This window comes from uncultured Stenotrophomonas sp. (assembly GCF_913778665.1).
Classification (GTDB): Bacteria; Pseudomonadota; Gammaproteobacteria; order Xanthomonadales; family Xanthomonadaceae; genus Stenotrophomonas.
The window spans coordinates 300,871-318,495 of record NZ_CAJYVQ010000011.1 but is presented as its reverse complement, the minus strand read 5'-3'; the positions used below and the strand labels follow the sequence as shown (position 1 = coordinate 318,495).

At 66.3% G+C, this 17,625-nt stretch carries 20 protein-coding genes and 1 pseudogene; 12 read left to right on the top strand and 9 right to left on the bottom strand.

Annotation, left to right across the window (positions count from 1 at the left end; translation table 11 throughout):
* Window positions 1-76 precede the first annotated feature (76 nt).
* Window positions 77-1,000 carry a M14 family metallocarboxypeptidase gene (locus QZ853_RS16770; protein ID WP_295575588.1) on the top strand — a complete coding sequence of 308 codons (924 nt, stop codon included), beginning with the start codon at window positions 77-79 and terminating at the stop codon, window positions 998-1,000.
* Here QZ853_RS16770 and QZ853_RS16765 read toward each other — a convergent pair.
* The 7 genes and pseudogenes from QZ853_RS16765 to QZ853_RS16735 all read right to left on the bottom strand — a co-directional run.
* Window positions 904-2,715 (bottom strand): phosphoethanolamine--lipid A transferase, encoded by a 1,812-nt coding sequence (locus QZ853_RS16765; RefSeq protein ID WP_295575586.1) that lies wholly within the window; start codon window positions 2,713-2,715, stop codon window positions 904-906. The two genes, QZ853_RS16770 and QZ853_RS16765, sit on opposite strands and share 97 nt — an antisense overlap.
* 73 nt (window positions 2,716-2,788) lie before the next feature.
* A complete protein-coding gene (locus QZ853_RS16760; RefSeq protein WP_295575584.1) occupies window positions 2,789-3,175 on the bottom strand; it encodes a diacylglycerol kinase in 387 nt (128 codons plus the stop codon).
* Window positions 3,176-3,234: 59 nt separating this feature from the next.
* Entirely contained in the window at window positions 3,235-4,467 is a 1,233-nt protein-coding gene (locus QZ853_RS16755; RefSeq protein ID WP_295575583.1) for a HAMP domain-containing sensor histidine kinase, read from the bottom strand.
* Entirely contained in the window at window positions 4,464-5,138 is a 675-nt protein-coding gene (locus QZ853_RS16750) for a response regulator transcription factor (RefSeq protein WP_295575581.1), read from the bottom strand. Before QZ853_RS16750 ends, QZ853_RS16755 begins: the two co-directional genes overlap by 4 nt.
* A gap of 118 nt (window positions 5,139-5,256) precedes the next feature.
* Window positions 5,257-5,787: a nuclear transport factor 2 family protein gene (locus QZ853_RS16745; protein ID WP_295575579.1), complete on the bottom strand. Its 531-nt coding sequence runs from the start codon at window positions 5,785-5,787 to the stop codon at window positions 5,257-5,259.
* 72 nt (window positions 5,788-5,859) lie between these two features.
* Window positions 5,860-6,207: an RcnB family protein gene (locus QZ853_RS16740; RefSeq protein ID WP_345777919.1), complete on the bottom strand. Its 348-nt coding sequence runs from the start codon at window positions 6,205-6,207 to the stop codon at window positions 5,860-5,862.
* Window positions 6,208-6,405: 198 nt separating this feature from the next.
* Window positions 6,406-6,702: pseudogene (locus tag QZ853_RS16735) on the bottom strand (hypothetical protein); the annotation flags it as partial.
* A 603-nt stretch (window positions 6,703-7,305) separates the two neighbouring features.
* On the opposite strand from QZ853_RS16735, the gene moaA reads away from it, so the two are divergent.
* From moaA to QZ853_RS16680, 11 genes are all read left to right on the top strand, one after another.
* On the top strand, window positions 7,306-8,286 hold the full coding sequence (gene moaA / locus QZ853_RS16730) for a GTP 3',8-cyclase MoaA (RefSeq protein ID WP_295575577.1): 981 nt from the start codon (window positions 7,306-7,308) through the stop codon (window positions 8,284-8,286).
* A gap of 8 nt (window positions 8,287-8,294) precedes the next feature.
* Window positions 8,295-9,293, top strand: coding sequence for a bifunctional molybdenum cofactor biosynthesis protein MoaC/MoaB (gene moaCB / locus QZ853_RS16725; protein ID WP_295575575.1), 999 nt, complete (start codon window positions 8,295-8,297; stop codon window positions 9,291-9,293).
* Window positions 9,290-10,543: a gephyrin-like molybdotransferase Glp gene (gene glp, locus QZ853_RS16720; protein WP_295575573.1), complete on the top strand. Its 1,254-nt coding sequence runs from the start codon at window positions 9,290-9,292 to the stop codon at window positions 10,541-10,543. The genes moaCB and glp overlap by 4 nt, the downstream gene beginning before the upstream one ends.
* Window positions 10,543-10,803 carry a MoaD/ThiS family protein gene (locus tag QZ853_RS16715; RefSeq protein ID WP_295575571.1) on the top strand — a complete coding sequence of 87 codons (261 nt, stop codon included), beginning with the start codon at window positions 10,543-10,545 and terminating at the stop codon, window positions 10,801-10,803. Before glp ends, QZ853_RS16715 begins: the two co-directional genes overlap by 1 nt.
* Before the next feature lie 3 nt (window positions 10,804-10,806).
* Complete coding sequence (locus QZ853_RS16710; RefSeq protein WP_295575568.1) at window positions 10,807-11,307, top strand: molybdenum cofactor biosynthesis protein MoaE; 501 nt, start codon at window positions 10,807-10,809, stop codon at window positions 11,305-11,307.
* Window positions 11,308-11,412: 105 nt separating this feature from the next.
* Window positions 11,413-11,955: a molybdenum cofactor guanylyltransferase gene (locus QZ853_RS16705; protein ID WP_295575565.1), complete on the top strand. Its 543-nt coding sequence runs from the start codon at window positions 11,413-11,415 to the stop codon at window positions 11,953-11,955.
* Window positions 11,952-12,317, top strand: coding sequence for a hypothetical protein (locus tag QZ853_RS16700; protein WP_295575562.1), 366 nt, complete (start codon window positions 11,952-11,954; stop codon window positions 12,315-12,317). The genes QZ853_RS16705 and QZ853_RS16700 overlap by 4 nt, the downstream gene beginning before the upstream one ends.
* A gap of 66 nt (window positions 12,318-12,383) precedes the next feature.
* Complete coding sequence (locus tag QZ853_RS16695) at window positions 12,384-13,160, top strand: helix-turn-helix domain-containing protein (protein ID WP_295575560.1); 777 nt, start codon at window positions 12,384-12,386, stop codon at window positions 13,158-13,160.
* Between the two features lie 22 nt (window positions 13,161-13,182).
* The gene (gene modA / locus QZ853_RS16690) at window positions 13,183-13,926 is read left to right on the top strand and encodes a molybdate ABC transporter substrate-binding protein (RefSeq protein ID WP_295575557.1); all 744 of its coding nucleotides are present in this window, start codon (window positions 13,183-13,185) and stop codon (window positions 13,924-13,926) included.
* 3 nt (window positions 13,927-13,929) lie between these two features.
* Complete coding sequence (modB, locus tag QZ853_RS16685) at window positions 13,930-14,613, top strand: molybdate ABC transporter permease subunit (RefSeq protein WP_295575554.1); 684 nt, start codon at window positions 13,930-13,932, stop codon at window positions 14,611-14,613.
* Complete coding sequence (locus tag QZ853_RS16680; protein ID WP_295575551.1) at window positions 14,603-15,271, top strand: ATP-binding cassette domain-containing protein; 669 nt, start codon at window positions 14,603-14,605, stop codon at window positions 15,269-15,271. Before modB ends, QZ853_RS16680 begins: the two co-directional genes overlap by 11 nt.
* A gap of 94 nt (window positions 15,272-15,365) precedes the next feature.
* On the opposite strand, the gene QZ853_RS16675 is transcribed toward QZ853_RS16680, so the two are convergent.
* Both QZ853_RS16675 and QZ853_RS16670 read right to left on the bottom strand, forming a co-directional pair.
* Window positions 15,366-16,895, bottom strand: a complete 1,530-nt coding sequence (locus QZ853_RS16675; protein WP_295575548.1) for a sulfite reductase flavoprotein subunit alpha — start codon at window positions 16,893-16,895, stop codon at window positions 15,366-15,368.
* On the bottom strand, window positions 16,892-17,320 hold the full coding sequence (locus QZ853_RS16670) for a PAS domain-containing protein (protein WP_295575545.1): 429 nt from the start codon (window positions 17,318-17,320) through the stop codon (window positions 16,892-16,894). Before QZ853_RS16670 ends, QZ853_RS16675 begins: the two co-directional genes overlap by 4 nt.
* Between the last annotated feature and the right edge of the window lie 305 nt (window positions 17,321-17,625).

The window sequence follows — 17,625 nt, the reverse complement described above, 5'->3', positions numbered from 1 at the left end:
GGGGCGGGGGCGCCCGCAGGCGCGACAAGGCTTAGAATGCCCGGCTGCACCCATCGTTCGACCCTTGGAGTTCCCCATGACTGTTGCGCAGTTCTACCCGATCGGTACCCCCGGACAGCCCTGGGGCGACGCGGAACGTGCACAGTGGCGGGCCCGCCAGCAGCGCCAGCGCAGCTACCAGGATGACGTGGTGGCCGCGCTTGAGCGCCTGGACGACAGCATCTTCGACGTGATCCAGTACGGCCAGCTGGACTATGCGCCGGACCACTATCCGTTGTTCGCCGTGGTCAACCACGACTGGAACCCGGCGCTGCCGACCGCGCTGATCACCGGTGGCGTGCATGGCTACGAGACCAGCGGTGTGCACGGTGCCCTGCAGTTCCTGGAACAGCAGGCTGAGCGTTACCTGGGCCGGCTGAACCTGATCGTGGCGCCGTGCGTCAGCCCTTGGGGCTACGAGCGCATCCAGCGCTGGAACCCAGATGCCATCGATCCGAACCGCAGCTTCCGTGACGGCGGCCAGATCGAGGAGGCGGCCGCGCTGATGGTCTGGGTGGCCGAGCGCAAGCCGAACCTGCTGGTGCACCTGGACTTGCACGAGACCACCGACAGCGATCTGCACGAGTTCGACCCGGCACGCTGTGCCCGCGACGGCAAGCCGTTCGAGCGCGACACCATTCCCGACGGCTTCTACGTGATCGGCAACAGCGAGGATCCGCAGGCCGAATTCCAGAAGGCGCTGATCGCTGCGGTCGCGCCGGTCACCCACATCGCCCCGGCCGATGCCGAGGGCAACCTGGTCGGCCTGCCGTTGCAGTCGCCGGGCGTGGTCTGGGGCGAGTCACGTTCGATCGGCGCCTGCGCCGGCTTCACCGACGCGCGCTTTGCCACCACCACCGAGGTCTACCCGGACAGCCCACGCACCAGTCCGCAGGAGTGCAACGACGCCCAGGTGGCGGCAGTGTGCGCGGGCCTGGATTTCGCCCTGGCGGCGCAATAACGCGCTACGTTGCGGGCAGCGACCGGCATCAGCCGGCGCCGTTCTTTTGGCGGCGAGGTGGCCACCGATGGCGTGGCTGCCGCCCGGCAACCGGCGAAGACATCCAGATCGCGTTGGTACACCGCGCTGCTGACCCCGAACAGGCCCAGCAACGAGTGGAAGACGTTGTCGTGGCTGTGCGCCCGGTGCCGGGCATTCTCGCGCAGGCAGGCCAGGTCCAGGCCTGCGTTGCGGCTGAATTCCGGTGAGAACCACATCACCATCGGCACCTGGGTCTGTTCGCGTGGTGCGATGAAGTAAGGCGTGCCGTGCAGGTACATGCCACGCTCGCCCAGCGACTCACCGTGGTCCGAAACATACATCAGGGCCACATCGCGCTGGTCCGAATAGCCCTGCAGCAGGTCGATCGCCTGGCCCAGTACGTGGTCGGTATGCACCAGGGTGTTGTCATAGGTGTTGACCAGCGCCTGATTGCTGCAATGCTGGATCTGGTTGCTGTCGCAGGTCGGGCTGAATGCCCGCGATGCGGCCGGATAGCGCTCGAAGTAGGTCGGGCCGTGGCTGCCCAGCTGGTGAAGCACGATCAGGGCGTCACCGCTCAGTGCGTCGATGCGTGCACCGAGCTGATGCAGCAGCACGTCGTCATGGCAGGTGCCGTCGGCGTTGACGCACGGGCCAGGCACCTCCAGCGCAGGCATGTCTTCGGTCGGCACGCGTTCACATACGCCCTTGCAGCCGCCATTGTTGTTATTGCGCCAGAGTACGCCAACGCCGGTACGCTGCAGGATGTCGATCACGTTCTGTTCGGTCGCCGCGCGTACTTCGTCGTACTGCGCGCGGGTCATCTGCGAAAACATGCACGGCACCGAGATGGCCGTTGCGGTGCCACACGACGAGACATCGCTGAAGCTGATGACGCCATCGGTGCGCGAAAGGCGTGGATTGGTCGCGCGTGGGTAGCCGTTGAGCTGGAAATTCCGCGCGCGCGCGGTCTCGCCGACGACCAGGACCACCAGCTTCGGGCGCGGGCCGGGTGTGCGTCGTGCGTCGGCGCCGATCACGCGCAGCGGCTGCTGGCGGGTGCTGTAGAGGCTCTTCAGGTAACCGTGGGTATGTCGCACCACGTTCAACGGCAGCACCTGGTCGCGGATAAGGCGGTTGTTGCGCAGCAATGAAGAGTAGTCCTTGTAGAACGCAAAGCCGATCGCCAGCAGTACCATCATTGATGCCAGGACGTTGGCTGGCCATGCCAGCAGGGAACGTATTGAACCCGTCCCGCTCGTAGTGCGCAGCAGGGCCAGCCCGGCAGCGGGCAGCACGCCCAGCACCAGCACAGTCAACAGCAGTGGCAGCGAGAAATAGGCGTTCAGTTCGGCCTGGTTGGTCTCGAACACGTTCTGCACCATGCTGCGATCGATCAGCACGTTGTAGTGCAGCATGAAGTAGCTGCAGGCGGCGCTGATGACAACGAGCAGCACCAGCAGCGGCCTGCGCACGAACGGCAGTGCCAGCAGTGGCGTCAGCACCAGGTTGAACAGGCAGAACAGCACCAGCGGCAGGCTGGCCAGGAACAGCGCGCTGCGCAGGCTGTTGAGGTCGATCAACCCCCACAGCGACTTCCAGAGCGTGATGTTTCCAATCGTGGTGAAGAACAGTGCGGCAGCCCAGACCAGAATGATCGGATGGGGCCGTGGAAAACGAAGGCTTTGGCGCACGAGCAGGTTCCGCGGAACGGGAGTGCGCGCAGTATCGAAACGGCTTTATCAGGAAGTTGTCAGGATGGCAGGACTACCCCAGCAGGATCACGCCCCACACCGCACTCACCATCAGCAACGCAGTGGTCTGTGCGGCGCTGCCCATGTCCTTGGCGTTCTTCGACAGCGGATGCTGCTCCAGCGAGATGCGATCAACCACCGCTTCGATCGCCGAGTTGAGCAGTTCCACCAGCAGGCTGATGAAGCAGACTGCCAGCACCAGCGCTCGTTCGAGCTTGCTGATATCCAGCACGAACGCTGCGATGATCAACAGCGCGTGCAGAAGCAGCAGCTGGCGAAAGGCAGCCTCGCCGCGGAAGGTGGCGATGAATCCATCGCGCGAATGGATCAGGGTGTGGAAGATGCGGCTCAGGCCGGTCTTGCCGTGCGGGTACTTGCCGCTGTCCTCGGGGTGCTGCATGCCGTTTCCGCCGTGAAGTGGGCAGTCCCCAGCATGTGCACGCGCGCGTCAGGAAACCGTCAGATGGGCCACTCCAGGCTGAACCGGCATCCCTGCTGCGAGGAATGCACCGTCATCTTCCAGCCCAAGTGCTCGACGATACGCCGCACGATCGACAGCCCCAGTCCCTCGCCACTGTGTGGGCCGCCGGGCAGAAAACGCTGGAACTGCTGTGGGTCGATACTGGAGGGCAGGCCGGGCCCCGTGTCGGCGACGATGAGTGCGGAGTCGTGGAGGGTGATCCGCACTTCGCCCCGATCGGTGTACTGGCAGGCATTGCGCAGCAGGTTCCAGATCACGCTTTGCGCCAGATCTGCGTTGGTATCCAGCACGGCGTCGCGCCGGGCATCAAACGCAATGACCACTGGCTTTCCGGAAAGCCAGGGCCGGCAGCGCTCCATGCAGGATTCGATCAGCGGACGCAGGGCCACCTCATTGCGTGGCACGGTGCTGGGGGCGCGTGAGAGCAGCAGCAGGCAGGTCAGCTGGCGCTGCATCTCCTGGGTGGTGCGCAGGATGCGCTCTGCGCTGGCAACCAGGTGGCTGTCGGCCGGGAGCTGGCAGGCCAATGTCTCCGCAGCGCCGCCGATGATCGCCAGAGGTGTGCGCAGCTCGTGGCTGGCATCGCCGCTGAAGCACTGTTCGCGATGCAGGAACCGTTCGAGCTCGTCACTGTGCCGGGCGAAGGCGCGGGCGAGTACACCGATCTCATCGCGGGCGTGCTGGTAGGGAAATGGCTTCTGGCCGTCCTGCACCGCGTCCGCCAATCGCGTGATGGGCGCGATGACGTGGGTCGCCACTTTGCGACCGATCAGGAAGGCGCCGAGTACGCAGATCGAAATGACCAGCGCCGCAAAGGCATTGATCAGGTGTTCCAGGTAGCCATAGTGTGCCGCGTCCTGCAGCAGGTAGTAGCGCTGGTTCTCGTTGTCGAACACGCTCAGGTGCCACTCGTTGGGCGCCTCCTCGCCGTGATGGCCCGGGCCGTACTGGCGCAGCACAACAGGCACGTCATGGCCATCGAACAGCTGGGTCCCGGGTGGCAGGGCGGGGCGTTGGCCACGGGCCAGCGCGGCCTGCAACCTTTGCACCTCGCTTTGCTGGGTCCGCGCGACGACCGCGGCCCGGACCTGGTCGTAGTCGACCTGTTCGGCCAACACGATGAAACCCATGGCACCGGCCATCAACAGCACAAACGAGATCGTGATGCGGGTGCGCAGGGTCAGGCGCCGGTAGAGCGAGGCAGGGCTCACGCCTGCATGCGCCAGCCGACGCTGTGCACCGTGGTGATCAGCGCGGTTTCGAAGCTGCGGTCCACCTGCAGGCGCAGCTCATGGATGTGTGTTCGCAGCGCGCCGCTGTCCGGTGGCTCGTCGCCCCAGACCAAGTATTCCATCTCCTGCTTGCGCACCACGGCGGGTGCCGCACGCACCAGGCTCATCAGCAGTTTGTGCGACGTGGGCGTCAGCGCAATGCAGCGGCCTTGCCGCCAGGCCTGTGGCGAGCGCGTGTCCACCTGCAGGTCCTTCCAAGCGAGCACGCTCTGGACGAGGCGACCCTCGGCTCTTCGCACCAGGGCCTTGATCCGTGCATCCAGCTCCGTCAGCGAGAACGGCTTGACCAGGTAGTCATCCGCACCCATTTCCAGGCCCTGAACGCGGTCTTCGACCGGATCGCGCGCGGTCAGCATCAGGATCGGCACCGGGTTCTGGAACTCCTGGCGCAGCTTCTGGCACAGCGTCATGCCGTCCAGCCGTGGCAGCATCAGGTCGAGCAGGATGGCGTCGAAGTCGTGCTGCGTGGCCCGGCGCAGGCCGCTGGCGCCGTCGCGGGCGTCGTCCAGTACGTAGCCCAGCGGTTCAAAGAAGGCGTACAGATTGGCAACCAGCTCGGGGTTGTCTTCGATGATCAGCAGGCGGGTCATGGCATGCATCCTTGCGCGTGGCCAGACTCTGCCCGATCGCTGGCCGGATGCCAATGCCCTGGCTGAATGGATCGCAATCGGCAATCGGCAATCGGCGCTCAGCGCCCTCAAGCGACGTTCAATCGGCCGGGCTGCGTGAATCGCGGATCGAATAGATCACCGAAAAGATCTTCCAGCCCTGTTCGGTGCGGATCAGCTGCCACATTTCCTTGCCCCAGTTGGTCTTCACCCCATCGTCGTGGAAGCTGTAGTCGAACGACACCGAGGCCACGTCGCCGTCTGTCTCGATCTTCGTGTTGGAGAACTTCTCCTCCTTCGGCTTCGGCGAGGCCACCGCCCCATCGATCAGCGCGATGAAGTTGTTGGCGGGAATCTGCCGCGCCTTGATCGCATCTGGCTTGGCCTTGCGGATGTCCAGCAGGCGGACGTCCTCGGAAACATACTGCCAGCCGATGTCTTCCGGCTTGTCCGAGAAGAACAGGCCCATGTAGGTCGGCTTGTCCTTGTTGATCAGCGAGGTGCGGAACGATTCGACCACCTGTTCGATGGCCTTCACATCAGTCGAGGATGTGGGCTGGCTCGCCAGGGCCGGCAGGCCTGCGGCGAGACACGCAGCGAGAAACGTGCTCTGGATTCCGGTGGTTCGCATCGTCCGTGACGGCCTTGGTAGGGTGGAAGCGCCGCCGGGGCCACGACCACAGGGCCCCGGCGCGCTCCATATTCAACGATGCAGCGCGTCAATGATCAACCCGGTTGCGATTTCCACCAGCAGGTACTCGCTATCGGACTGCCGCACCCAACGCCGGTCGCGGCCCGGATCGCGCAGGTGATAGTGCGCATAGTCGTCCACCCAGTAGCGGCGGTCCACTTCTGCCCAAGGCAGGCGCTCACCACGTCGCCAGGCCTTCTTCTGCCAGCCCGGGGGCGGCGCATCGCGGTTGTGCGGCCCACCAGCATGTGGTGGTGGGCCATTGCCACGGGCGTGGTGCGGCGGATCGGCGAAGGCCGGGGTCGCCACCAACGCGGTGCCGGTGGCCAGGGCGATGACAAGCAGTTGCATGGTTTTCATGAAGCGCCCTCCGTCGTGGCCGCAGCATGCGGCGCTTTGGTCGGAATATAGGGTGGGCAACGTGAATGAATACGGGTGCGAGCGGAACGTCCGTGAACGGCAGACGGATTCATCCGTGCGCTGCAATGGCACGCAGAAGGCGGCGGGGCACCGGGGTGCTGGGTTCCATCGCCCTCGGACGCCCCGCCGGGATTGCCGGTCGACCTGCAACCGCGCGACTGCCTGCGGATCCAACGTCAGGCACGCCAGTTTCAACCCTTCCATTCCCGGGTCGCCCACGTATTCCTCGGGCTCGCCGTTCTGCCGTGTGCGCTCAGCGGTCAGCAGCCGTTCGTGCACCACGGGCAGCCCGGCCAGGGCGAGCCGGCGGCCCGATCGCAGGTGCCGTTCCGGCCAGGGCTGGCCATGGGCGGCCGCGCCGGTGCCGATCCTGATCGGATTGGCGATGAGCGTATTGGGATTGACGGGCGGAACGGCTGGTGATGTGCCAGCCATTGCTGGCCGGGCCGTGGTGCGTGCGCGGGTGAGGGACGTCGGGTTCCGTTCATGTCAACGCTCCGCGCAGGGCAGTCGGGAGCCGCCACCCGAAAGCTGGCGGGCGGTACGTAGTTCCAATCCGGGTTGATGTCATTCCGGCGGGCCCGAGAGCCCCCATGCGTCGTCCGCCATGACCGGTCGACGGATTGCCAGCCAGCGCCAGGCAAGGCGACCGGCTGGCAAGCGCTGACATCAATATCAACTCGGCGTTCCAAGCCCGGCCAGCAGTGGCACGTCGTGTGAGCGTGCGCAGCTGTGTCATGCCAAGCGAAGGACTTGCAAACATCGGCTGATCGGAGACGTTTTCGGCGTTCTCCCACGCTGTTAGGTACCGGCAGCGCTGGCTGGCGCGGCGATCCAGCGGCACTTGGCAATCTGCGACATGGGTCTGGGGTGTGGGGGCATGCGGCGGCGCAACCGAGCCTCAGACGCCAAAGTGCCCAGCTCATGGCGGGTACTCCCCGGGTTGACGCCTTCACCGCCCCAGCGCACTCTGGGCACTGGCGTCGACAACCCGTTCAGGGGGCAGGCTGCAGGGTGGTGCCAGGAGGTGGAACAGCCATGAGCCAACTCACCGACAGCTTCGGACGCAGCTTTCCGTACCTGCGCTTGTCGCTCACCGAGGCCTGCAACTTCCGTTGCAGCTACTGCCTGCCCGATGGTTATCAGGCCGATGGGCGCCCCCGCTTCCTGCAGGTGGACGAAATCGCGCGCCTGGTGCGTGCGCTTGCCGCGCTGGGCATGAGCAAGATCCGCCTGACCGGCGGTGAGCCAAGCCTGCGCAAGGACCTGGACGAGATCATAGCTGCCGTGGCGGCGGTGCCGGGCATCGCCAAGGTGGCCATCACCACCAATGGCACGCTGCTGCCCAGGCGCCTGCCGGGCTGGCACCGCGCCGGGCTGACTGCGTTGAATGTGAGCATGGACAGCCTGCAGCGCGCGCGCTTCGCGGCCATCACCGGGCATGACCGGCTGCCGGAAATCGAGCAGGGCCTGGCCTTGGCGCAGGCACTGGGCCTGCAGTCGATCAAACTCAACGCGGTGCTGCTGCGTGGCCTGAATGATGATGAGTTGCCGCAGTGGATGGACTACCTGCGCGAGCGCCCCTTCAGCGTGCGCTTCATCGAACTGATGCGTACCGGCGACAACGAAGCCTATTTCCAGCGCCATCACCTGCGCGCCGACCTGATGATCGAGCAGCTGCTGGCCGCCGGCTGGCACGAGCACCCGCGCGCGGCCGATGCCGGCCCGGCACGGGAGTTCGGCCACCCCGACCATCGGGGCCGCATCGGCATCATCGCGCCGTATTCGCGTGACTTCTGCAAAGGCTGCAACCGCCTGCGGGTAACCGCCAAGGGTGACCTGCGGCTGTGCCTGTTCGGCGAGTTCGGCGTGCCGCTGCGGCCGCTGCTGCAGAACGACGACGACCATGACGCGCTGCTGGCGCGCATCACCACCCAGCTTGGCCTGAAAGCGGCCGGGCATGGCCTGCACCAGGGCCGGACCGGGTTGACCCCGCATCTGGCGTCCATCGGAGGATGAGCAACACGATGAGTGGGGAATGGAATGCGGCCTTCCACATGGCCGATGTCCGCGACAAGCGCATCACCCGCCGGCGTGCGGTGGCGGTGGGCGAGCTGCATGCCGGCCCAGTGGCCTATCCACTGATCGTCGAGCGCCGCCTGCCCAAGGGCGATGCGCTAGTGATGGCCGAGATTGCCGGCCTGCAGGGCGCCAAGATGGCCTCGATGCTGATGCCGCTGTGCCACCCCTTGCCGCTGGAACTGGTGCAGGTGTTCTGCGCGCCGGCGCCGGAACGGCAGGCGATCCGCGTGTGGTGCGAATGTGCCAGCGAAGCGCGCACCGGCGTGGAAATGGAAGCACTGGCCGGGGTCAACGCGGCGCTGCTGACGTTGTACGACCTGAGCAAGCCGGTGGAGCCGGCCCTGCGCATCGAAGGCATCCGCCTGCTGTTCAAGGAGGGCGGCAAGCGCGGTGTGTGGCTGCACCCCGATGGCATGGACGACGCGGAGCGTACGCGCTTCAAGCCGCGTGCGCCTAGGGACCTTGGGGGCGCCAGGTGCGCCGTGATCACCCTGAGCGACCGCGCCAGCGACGGCACCTATGAGGATGTTTCCGGCCCGACGCTGGTAACCGGCCTGCAGAAGATGGGCGGAGACGTCGTGACCGCCGAAGTACTGCCCGATGGCATCGAGCCGTTGGCCAGCCGATTGCAGGCGCTGGCGGGCGAAGGCGTGCGCCTGTGCCTGTGCACGGGCGGCACTGGTTTGGGCCCGCGTGATCTGACCCCGGAGGCGCTGCGTTCCTTGAATGTGCGGCCGGTGCATGGGTTGGCGCAGATGGTGCGGGCACTGAGTGCGCAGCACACACCGATGGCCTGGTTGAGCCGTGCCGAAGTAGTACAGCTGGGCAACATGCTGGTCTTCGCACTGCCCGGCAGCCCGAAAGCGGCGGCACAGTGTCTGGACATCCTGGCGCCGGTGGTGGGCCACGCCCTGGCCATGGTCGATGGCGGTGGCCACTCATGATTCCCTACAGCGAGGCCTTGCAGCACCTGCTGGGCGCGGCCAGGCCACTGCCGGCCGAGCGCCTGTCACTGCATGAGGCCGGTGGTCGTACCCTGGCCAGTGACATCCACAGTGCGCAGTCGCTGCCGCCGTTCGACAATTCGGCGATGGATGGCTTTGCGCTGCGGGCGGAGGGCCGGGTATTCGAGCCGGGTACCGCATTCGCGGTGCAGGGCTGGCAGGCCGCCGGTGATGCTGGCGCCGAAGGCGGGGAGGGTGCCTGGGAAATCATGACTGGTGCACGCATGCCGTCCGGGCTGGATACGGTGGTGCCGGTCGAGAATGTGCAGATCCTTGCCAGCGACGCAGGCCGACCGACCCGCATCGCACTGACCTCTACGGTGAAGCTGGGCCAGAACGTGCGCCTGCGCGGCCAGGACGTCCGCGAGGGTGAGTGCGTGCTGTGCGCCGGCCAGGTGCTGGATATCAATGCCCGCACCCTGCTGCACGCCCTTGGCGTGGGCGAGGTGGCAGTGGTGGCGCGGCCAAAGGCGGCAGTGATCGCCACCGGCAAGGAACTGGTGACCGATGCGGCGCAGGCGCTGGAATCGGGCCAGATCCGTGACAGCAATCGCCCCTACCTGGTGGGCCGCCTGCAGGCGGCCGGTGCCGAGGTGGTCTGGCAGGGCACGGTGGGTGATGAGGTGGCCGCGTTCAATGGCGTGCTGGATGAGGCGTTGGCCGCCGGCGCACAGGTGTTGGTCAGTACCGGCGCGGTGTCGGCTGGCCGCTACGACTTCATTCCCGACGCGCTGCGTGAGCGCGGTGCACGTATCGTGTTCCACAAGGTGGCAATCCGCCCGGGCAAGCCGCTGCTGTTTGCGGTGCTGCCCGACGGCGAGCTGTATTTGGGCCTGCCGGGCAACCCGGTGTCGGCAGCCGTGGGCCAACGCTTTTTCGTCGAACCGGTGCTGCGCCGCCTGTTGGGGCTGGCACCGGAGGCCGTGTTGCAGCTGCCGTTGCAGGCCGACGTGCGCAAGCCGCGCGGCCTGCGCTTTCACGCGCGGGCGCGGGTCGAGATGGACGCACAGGGACGCCTGAGCGCGCGCGTGCTGTGTGGGCAGGAGTCGTTCCGTTTGATGTCCATGCTACAGGCCAACGCCTGGGTAGTGCTGGAGGCCGACGGTGACCTGGCCAGTGCGGGCACCTATGTGCGCGTGCAGGGCTGGGGCCACCATGATCCGGTGCAACTGGTGAACCAGGAAACGTGATGAGACAGGTGACGTTGCAGTTGTTCGGTGCGTTTTCCGATCTGGACGCCCGCCGCGAGATCGCGGTGGAGGTGGCCGGTGGCACCGTGGCCGACCTGCGCCAGGCGCTGCGCGAGCTGCTGCCGGTGCGCTGGCCGGGGTTCCGCGCTGGCCTGCTGGATTATTCGGCGTTTGCCGACCAGCAGCGCGTGCTGCGCGACCACGACATGCTGCCGGCTGACGGCCGGGTGGCGATCCTGCCGCCGGTAAGCGGGGGCTGAGTCATGAGCGCGAACGTCATCGTCAGGGTGGTGGACCGTGCACACGCTGCAATCGATCCGGCCGAAGGCATCGCGTCGGTATCCGATGCGGGATTTGGCGGCATCGATGTGTTCATTGGCAAGGTGCGCGATGTGAACATCGGCCGCGCAGTGACCGGCATCACCTACGACCTGTTCGAGCCGCTCGTGCTGAACGAGTTCAAGCGCCTGGCTGCCGAGGTCGAGGCCACGTTCGGCCCGAGGCTGAAGCTGTATGTGGCCCACGCCAGGGGCCGGCTGGGCATTGGTGATGTGGCGGTGGTGGTGGCCGCAGGCAGCCCGCATCGCGACGAGGCGTTCCGCGCCTGCCGGCAGTTGATCGAGGTGGTGAAGCACCAGTGCCCGATCTGGAAGCAGGAGCATTACCTGGATGGCGACAGCGCGTGGAGCGAGGGTTGCAGCCTCTGCCATGCCGACAGCGAGGCTTCGCACCTCCATGACCCTGCACATGATGATCGGCATTGACTGTGCCCTTCGGGTGGCCACGGGGTTGGGTAGGTCCGCAGCATGCGATGGGGCGTTTCCCGCGCATCCGGCCGGTGCAGCCACGCATGGCGTGGCCCTGCTGCGGTGAGCATCAACGGCATCGTGCTGGCCGGTGGCCTGTCCAGCCGGATGGGCCGGGACAAGGCCATGCTGCTGTGGCAGGGCCGCACCCTGCTGGAGCACATGCGGGGCCTGCTGACGCAGGCCGGCGCGCGCGAGGTCTGGGTCAGCGGCAACTATCCGGCCTTCAGCGGCATCCCTGATCGCGTTGCTGGATGCGGTCCACTGGGTGGCCTCCATAGCGTGGCAATGCGGATGCCTGACGGGCCGGCGTGGGTGGTGCCGGTGGATACGCCACGGTTGAGCGCGGGACTGCTTCAGCGACTGGGCCTGGCAGAAGGCACTGCCTGCGCGATGTTTGCCGACGAGCCATTGCCGATGCGGTTGCAGATCGATGATCATTGCCGCCGCGTGCTGCAGGCCTTGATCGATGACCCGGCGGCGCGCCGTTCACTGCGCGCCCTGCAGGAGCGCCTGGGCGTGACCCGGTTGCCACTGGCACCAGGGGATCGGGCGTTGCTGCTCAACTGCAATACCCCGTCGGAATGGGAGTCCGCCGCATCATGAAGGTCCAGCTGCAACAGCAATCGATGCGCCTGCGCGTGGATGAAGAGGAACTGGCGCGCCTTTTGGCAGGTGAGTCGGTGGAGAACCTGACCCGCTTTGGCGGTAGCGGTGGCTGGGGTGTGGCGGTGTCGCTGCATGGCGGCGATCAGGCGGTGCTGCTCGATGGCGGCACGTTCTGCCGGTGGGTGCTGCCGCGTGCAGGGGTCGAGGCGTTGGCGCAGCGATTGCCCTGCCGCGATGGCTTGGGCTTCAGCATCGCGCTGGACGACGATAGCACGCTGCAACTGCAGTTCGACGTGGATGTGCGCGACAGTGTGCGGCAGCGTGATGCGCAACCGCGTTCGCAGTCTGCGTCGGAGTAGGTGCATTGCGCAGGGGCGGGCAGCATGCTGTCGTATGATGGGGGCATTCGTTCCTGCGTTGCTGCAATGCCCCTGAATCGTTCTGCTCCTTCTCCGTCGCGACCGGCCACGCCCAATCCTGCGGCAGCCGATGACGGCGATGCGCTGCATTTCTGCAGCACCTGCGCGTTTTCCGATGCCTGCATGTCGCAGGGCTATGACAAGACCGCGCTGGGCGAGCTGCACGTGCTGGTGGACCACGTGGGTCCGTTCCAGGCCGGTGACTACCTGTTCCGTGCCGGTGATCCTTTCGACTCGATCGCTGCCGTGCGTGCCGGCATGGTCAAGACCTTCGTTGACGACAGCCAGGGCAACGAGCAGGTGCTGGGCTTCAGCCTGCCTGGTGAAGTGATCGGGCTCAATGCCATCCACGGCGCGCGCTTTCCCTGCAATGCCGTCGCGCTGGACACGGTCTATCTGTGCCGCATTTCCTTCCCGCGATTGAGCCTGCTGGCCACACGCATGCCGGGATTGCAGGCCCGGCTGTTCAGCCTGCTCAGTGCCGAGATCGGCAAGATCGCCACGCTGGCCGCCAACCACCGCACCGAGGAGCGCATGGCGGCGTTCCTGCTGGATCTTTCCGAGCGCTATGCACGGCGCGGCTTCTCGGCCACCCGCTTCAACCTGAGCATGGCCCGTACCGAGATCGCAAACTACCTGCGGATGGCGCCGGAGACCGTGAGCCGGGTGTTGCGCCGGATGAGCGATGAAGGTGTGATTGCAGTCAACCAACGTGAGATGCTGTTGCTGCAACCCGAACGTCTGGCGGAACTGGCCGTGAGCCGGGAATCCGGACGGGACTGATCAGACAACCAAGGAGCCGGCCATGAAGCGAGCGGGGCTGTTGTTGCTGGGAATGCTGGCTGCGATGCCGGCGTGGGCGGCCAACCTGACGGTGTCGGCGGCATCGAGCCTGACCGAGAGCTTCCGTGAGCTCGGCGTGGCGTACGAGAAGGCGCACCCGGGCACCAAGGTGGATTTCAACTTCGCCGCCTCCGGGGTGCTGCTGCAGCAGATCAACCGTGGAGCGCCGGTGGATGTGTTTGCTTCGGCCGATGAAACCACGATGGACCAGGCGCAGCAGCAGGACCTGCTGGCTGCGGGAACGCGCGAGGTATTCGCGGTGAATGCACTGTGGGTGGTGGTGCCGCCGCAGGCGAAGGCCGCGCCGCGCACCTTGGAGGACCTTGCCGGTACCGGCGTGAAACGCATCGCACTGGGCAACCCGGACAGCGTACCGGTCGGACGCTATGCCAAGGGTGCACTGGAGGCGGCGGGCCTATGGGCGTCGGTGCAGGGCAGGACCATCACCACTCAGAACGTGCGCCAGTCGCTCGACTACGTGGCACGCGGTGAAGTGGATGCCGGCTTCGTCTATGCCACCGATGCGCAGGCGATGCCCGACCGGGTACGTCGCGCCTTTGCGGTGCCGGTGGCCGGTCGCATTGCGTATCCGCTGGCCGTGATCAAGGCCAGTGCGCAGTCGGCGGAGGCCAAGCGCTTCACCGCGTTCGTGCGCTCCGCACGGGGCCAGGCCATCCTGGCCAAGCACGGGTTCGGCAAGCCCTGAGGCATGGATCTGGACTGGAGCGCGCTGGGGTTGTCGCTGAAGGTGGCCGGGTGGGCCACCGCGATCAACCTGGTGCTGGGCGTAGCACTGGGCGCGTTGCTGGCGCGCCGGCGCTTTCCCGGCCGCGAGCTGCTGGATTCGCTGCTGACCCTGCCGATGGTTCTGCCGCCGACGGTGTTGGGCTACTACCTGCTGGTGCTGATCGGCCGCAACGGCCCGATCGGTGCGTGGCTGCAGTCGTGGTTCGGTATCAGCCTGGTGTTTACCTGGCAGGCGGCGGTGATCGCTGCGGCGGCGGCCTCGCTGCCGTTGGTCTTCAAGCCCGCACGCGCTGCGTTCGAGGAAGTGGACGGGCAGCTGGAGCAGGCCGCACGAACGCTCGGTGTTTCTGAAGCGGCCGTGTTCTTCCGCATCACGCTGCCACTGGCCTGGCGCGGCATTCTCGCTGGCCTGTTGCTGGCGTTTGCGCGCGCGATGGGCGAGTTCGGCGCGACATTGATGGTGGCGGGCAGCATTCCCGGACGCACGCAAACCCTGTCGATCGCCATCTACGAGGCGGTGCAGGCGGGGCAGGATGGCAAGGCCAATGCGCTGGTGATCCTGACCTCGGTGGTGTGCATCGTCATCCTGCTGCTCGCCGCACGGCTGGTAGGCGGGCGTCGCCGGGAGCTGCGCAATGTGGCTTGACCTGCTCGTGCAACGTCACCTGCGCGCGGCGGGCCAGGAGTTCGCGTTGGATGTGTCGCTGCAGTGCACGCAGCAGCAAGTGGTGCTGTTCGGTCCCTCTGGTGCCGGGAAGAGCCTCACCCTGAAGGCGGTTGCCGGGCTGCTGCGCCCGGACCAGGGGCACGTGCGCCTGCAGGGGCAGGCGCTGTTCGATGCGGCTGCCGGTGTGAACCTGCCGCCCCAGCGTCGACGGCTGGGCTATATGTTCCAGGACTACGCGCTGTTCCCGCATCTGAGCGTGCGCCAGAACGTGGCATTTGGATTGCAGAAGGGCTGGTTGAATCCACGTCCCGGCCAACGCTTCGACGCGGTGGAGCAGTGGCTGCACGCGTTCCGCATCGACACGGTGGGCGATCTGCTGCCTTCACAGGTGTCCGGTGGCCAGCGCCAGCGCACGGCGTTGGCGCGTGCGCTGGTCACGCAGCCACAGGCGCTGCTGCTGGATGAACCGTTCTCCGCGCTTGACCATGACCTGCGCGAACATCTGCGTCAGGAGCTGGAAATGGCGTTGGGCAGGACCGGCATCCCGCTGCTGCTGATCAGTCACGATCCACGGGATGTGGCGATGTTCGGCCAGCAGGTGGCGCGGGTGGTGGACGGACGTATCGTCGGCGGTTGATCCGCCACCTGTAGCGCCGCGCCCATCCTCGGCAGCTCTGCGCGACACCGCGGACAGCGGCCGAACATGGGCTCGGCTCGGCAGGATGAACGGATCAATAGAGTTCGCAATGGATGCGGCCCTCACCCCGCAGCGCGTCCCAATGCCCCTCGCCACCGATGGCATCGATGGCCTCGCGAACCGCGCCCTCCAGGTGGCTCTTGTTGCCGCACAGGTACACGTGTCCGCCGCGGGCCAGCACATCACGCACCTCGCTGGCGCGCTGCTGCAGCACGTGCTGCACATAGACCTTTTCAGCGCCATCGCGCGAGAACGCGGTATGAAGGCCGGCCAGCAGGCCGCGCGTGTGCCAGTCCAGCAGCTGGTCGCGATACAGGTAGTCGTGCTGGCAGTGTTTCTCGCCAAACACCAGGTGCACCTCGCGTTCGCAGGCGCTGGCCTGCAGCTCCTGGATCAGGCCCATCAGCGGTGCAATGCCCGTGCCGGTGCCGACCAGCAGCAGCGGTGCTTGGCCGTTGTCGGGGAGATGGAAGCCAGGGTTGGAGCGGCAGTACACACGGGCATGGTCGCCTCCATGCAGCAGGCTGCCGGTGGCAGTGCCGAAGCGCTCACGGCCGCGCAGGGTGTAGTGCACTTCGCGCACGCACAGACTCAGCTGGTCGTCGCAGGGGTGCGAGGCGATCGAATAGGCGCGCGGCAGCCGCGGTGACAGCAGTTCACGCAGCCGGGCCAGCGGAACGCTGTCCGGTGTGGCGTGGTCCTGCAGCACGTCCAGCAGGTCCAGGCCATGCAGGCAGGCTTCCAGCTCGCGCTTCTGGCTGACCTTCAGCAGGCCTTTCAGGACCTCGCTGCCGCCGAGCCTGGCCAGTTCGCGCAGCAGGCCCTTGCTCAGCAGGCGCAGCTCGCGGTCATGCAGGGTGGCCATGGCGGCGGTGTCGCCGTACCAGCTGGCCAATGCCTGCAGCAGGGCAGGGTCATTCTCCGGCACCACGTGCAGGGTATCGCCCGCGCGGTAGGCCATACCACTGCCGGCAATGTCCAGCTGCAGGTGCCAAGCCGCCGGGTCGCTGCTGTTCAAGCGACGGCGCTCGAGGATGGGGGCGGCAAAGGCATTGTCTTCGCCGTAGGCGGTGACCTGCAGGCGCAGGTCCTGCCCAGCGCTCAGGTCGCCCTGCAGCACCTGGCCCAGCACCGGTTGCCATTGCTGGAAGAATTGCTCGTAGCCCCGGTCAGCGTCCACGCGGTGCAGCAGCGGTTGCGCTTGGCGCTCGCGCAGCGCCGCATCCAGCGCCTTGCTGAAGCCACAGAAGCTGGGGTAGCTGGTGTCACCAAGGCCGAACACTGCATAGCGCAGGCCGCTCAGGGTCGGTATCTGGCGCAGTGTTTCGAAGAACTGCTCGCCATTGGCCGGTGGCTCGCCATCGCCGAACGAGCTGGAAATCGCCAGCAGCACATCGCCTTGGCCGAGACTGGCCACGTCGATGTCGTTGAACGGGAGCACCTGCGGCCCGTGCGGCTGCAGGTCCGCGCCCAGGCGCTGGGCCAAGGCGCGGGCATTGCCCGACTCGGACGCGAAACCCACCAGCAGGCGGCTGAAGGGCGTACTGGTCGGGACGGCGTTCACGCGGCCTCGTAGAAGTCGTCGAACTTTTCCTTGCTGAACTCGACCAGGTCGTAGTTCTGCATCAGATCATTCACCACGCGGCGGATGCTGATGTAGGAGGTGATGCTGCCGTCAGCGTCGAACAGCGGCTGCACGGTGGTGTCGACCACATAGAGCACGCCGCCCTTGCCGAGGTTGGGCACGATGCCGGTCCAGGTCTTGCCGGCCTTGATGGTGTCCCACATGTCCTTGTAGACCGCCTTGGGCACATCCGGATGGCGCACGATGCTGTGCGGCTGGCCGATCAGTTCCTCGCGGGCAAAGCCGGTGAGCGTGCAGAACAGGTCGTTGGCGTAGGTGATGTTGCCCTGCAGGTCGGTGGTGGAGATCACCATGACGTTCTGCATGGCGGTCAGCAGCTGGGCGTTGTCGGGGGTGTAGCTCATCGCAGGGTCCTTGTGGATGCCGGTAGCGCCGGCGTGTTCGGGTCCTGCATAGAAATACGCCCGCGCGGCGGTGGTTGGTTTGACATTGATCAAGCGCGTGACGCGAAGGGCTGCGACCGGGTGTCGCAGGCAGATTTCTGCATGGCCGCGCCTGCGCTGTGCCCAGGTCGCAAACGGGCGTTCCAGCAGCCGGACGAAGGTTCGGTCCTACAGGAAGGGCACCGGGCGCATGCGCGTGATGAACACGACCTCGCGTACTGAGCTCATGACGTGTTGTCACAAAGAAATCGCCATGGCTTCACGAT